Origin of the sequence: Martinezella tropici, from assembly GCF_003287875.1 — a bacterium.
Lineage (GTDB): Bacteria > Pseudomonadota > Alphaproteobacteria > Rhizobiales > Rhizobiaceae > Rhizobium > Rhizobium tropici_C.
Window position 1 is genome coordinate 1 of the sequence record NZ_QMKK01000025.1, and the last position, 2,500, is coordinate 2,500.

General features: G+C 54.7%; 1 tRNA gene and 2 rRNA genes (1 of these 3 cut by a window edge). All 3 read right to left on the minus strand.

Features of this window, described 5'->3' with window-relative positions:
* Position 1: 1 nt before the first annotated feature.
* A tRNA-Met gene (locus DQ393_RS08050) sits at positions 2-78 on the minus strand.
* Between the two features lie 454 nt (positions 79-532).
* Positions 533-647: ribosomal RNA gene (gene rrf, locus DQ393_RS08055) — 5S ribosomal RNA — on the minus strand.
* 269 nt (positions 648-916) lie between these two features.
* Positions 917-2,500 (minus strand): 23S ribosomal RNA (locus DQ393_RS08060) (it continues 1,310 nt past the right edge of the window).

Genomic DNA, 2,500 nt, shown 5'->3' on the forward strand with positions numbered 1-2,500 from the left:
TTGGTTGCGGGGGCAGGATTTGAACCTGCGGCCTTCAGGTTATGAGCCTGACGAGCTACCGGGCTGCTCCACCCCGCGTCACCAGCGTAAGCCGCGTTGCGGCTTATCGCGCTTGCGTGAACCGCTATGCGGTTCATGCTTCATCCGGGCAAATCTGAAGGATTTGTCCCTTGTTCCCAGCGTAAGCCGCGTTGTGGCTTATCGCGTTACCGACGCAAATCGCGGAGCGATTTGTCGTCTTATCCAGCGCAAATCGCGGAGCGATTTGTCGCGTATTTCCAGCGTAAGCCGCGTTTGGGCTTATCGCGGTTGCGCAAACCCTTTGGTTTGTCGCGCCCTTGGCACCGTATTTCGGGCGCGTCGGGGTAATTTCCTGGCTCCAGAAGCGGCAAAGGCCGCATGAGCGGCCTATTGTAGCACGGCTTGAGCCGTCTGTGTGATGAGAAGATTTTATGAGGCATAGATTGCTTGAGCAATTTAGCGTGACGCATAAATCGATTTCATCGATTTAGCGTGGAGTTGCGATTAGCAGACCTGGCAGCGACCTACTCTCCCGCGTCTTAAGACGAAGTACCATGGGCGCAGGGGCGTTTCACGGCCGTGTTCGGAAAGGGAACGGGTGCAGCCACCCCGCCATAACCACCAGGTCGGCAAAGCGCAACTTGTTGATCCATGCGAACGCATGGATCAACAAGTTGCTCTTTCTGGGCTGATATGCCTTTCCTTCTCGCTTGTCGCTCGAAGGGGACATCAGCCGTCCATACGGAGGCTTGCTGTTCATGCTGCTGCATGGACAATTTGAGAAGCTGGATTTTTTTATTTGAACACGTCTTGGATGCTGGGCAGAAGCGGCTATTGCCTACTGCCTACATCCTATTGGCTCGTCGAATTTATTCGATGAGCACTGGCAATGGGAACGATCAAGCCAATCGAGCTATTAGTACCGGTAAGCTTCATGCGTTGCCGCACTTCCACACCCGGCCTATCAACGTGGTCGTCTTCCACGGCTCTGATAGGGAACACTCGTTTCCAGGTTGGTTTCCCGCTTAGATGCCTTCAGCGGTTATCCATTCCATATATAGCTACCCTGCTATGCCCTTGGCAGGACAACAGGTCCACCAGAGATATGTCCATCCCGGTCCTCTCGTACTAGGGACAGATCCTGTCAATATTCCTACACCCACGGCAGATAGGGACCGAACTGTCTCACGACGTTCTGAACCCAGCTCACGTACCGCTTTAATTGGCGAACAGCCAAACCCTTGGGACCTGCTCCAGCCCCAGGATGCGATGAGCCGACATCGAGGTGCCAAACAACCCCGTCGATATGGACTCTTGGGGGTCATCAGCCTGTTATCCCCGGCGTACCTTTTATCCGTTGAGCGATGGCCCTTCCACGCGGGACCACCGGATCACTATGACCGACTTTCGTCTCTGCTCGACTTGTCAGTCTCGCAGTCAGGCGGGCTTATGCCATTGCACTCGACGACCGATTTCCGACCGGTCTGAGCCCACCATCGCGCGCCTCCGTTACTCTTTCGGAGGCGACCGCCCCAGTCAAACTACCCACCATACACTGTCCCGGATCCGGATGACGGACCGCGGTTAGACATCCATGACGATAAGGGTGGTATTTCAAGGATGGCTCCACAAGAACTGGCGTCCCTGCTTCAAAGCCTACCACCTATCCTACACATGCCGACACGAATGCCAGTGTAAAGCTATAGTAAAGGTGCACGGGGTCTTTCCGTCTGACCGCAGGAACCCCGCATCTTCACGGGGAATTCAATTTCACTGAGTCTATGTTGGAGACAGCGGGGAAGTCGTTACGCCATTCGTGCAGGTCGGAACTTACCCGACAAGGAATTTCGCTACCTTAGGACCGTTATAGTTACGGCCGCCGTTTACTGGGGCTTCGATTCAGAGCTTGCACCCCTCCTCTTAACCTTCCAGCACCGGGCAGGCGTCAGACCCTATACGTCGTCTTGCGACTTCGCAGAGCCCTGTGTTTTTGGTAAACAGTCGCTACCCCCTGGTCTGTGCCACCCTCACATGCTTGCGCACATAAGGGTCACGCTTCTTCCGAAGTTACGCGTGCAATTTGCCGAGTTCCTTCAACATAGTTCTCTCAAGCGCCTTGGTATACTCTACCTGACCACCTGTGTCGGTTTCGGGTACGGTCTATACGGTGGAGCTATTTCCTGGAACCGCGTCCCCGCCCACACAATCCAATAAGTGTGAACAAGTTAAGCAATCCGTCACTACCACCAGGCCCACGAATATTAACGTGGTTCCCATCGACTACGCGTGTCCGCCTCGTCTTAGGGGCCGGCTAACCCTGCTCAGATTAACTTTAAGCAGGAACCCTTGGTCTTTCGGCGAGAGGGTCTCTCACCCTCTTTATCGTTACTCATGTCAACATTCGCACTTCCGATACCTCCAGGACCCCTCACGGGTATCCCTTCATCAGCTTACGGAACGCTCCGCTACCACTCCTCAA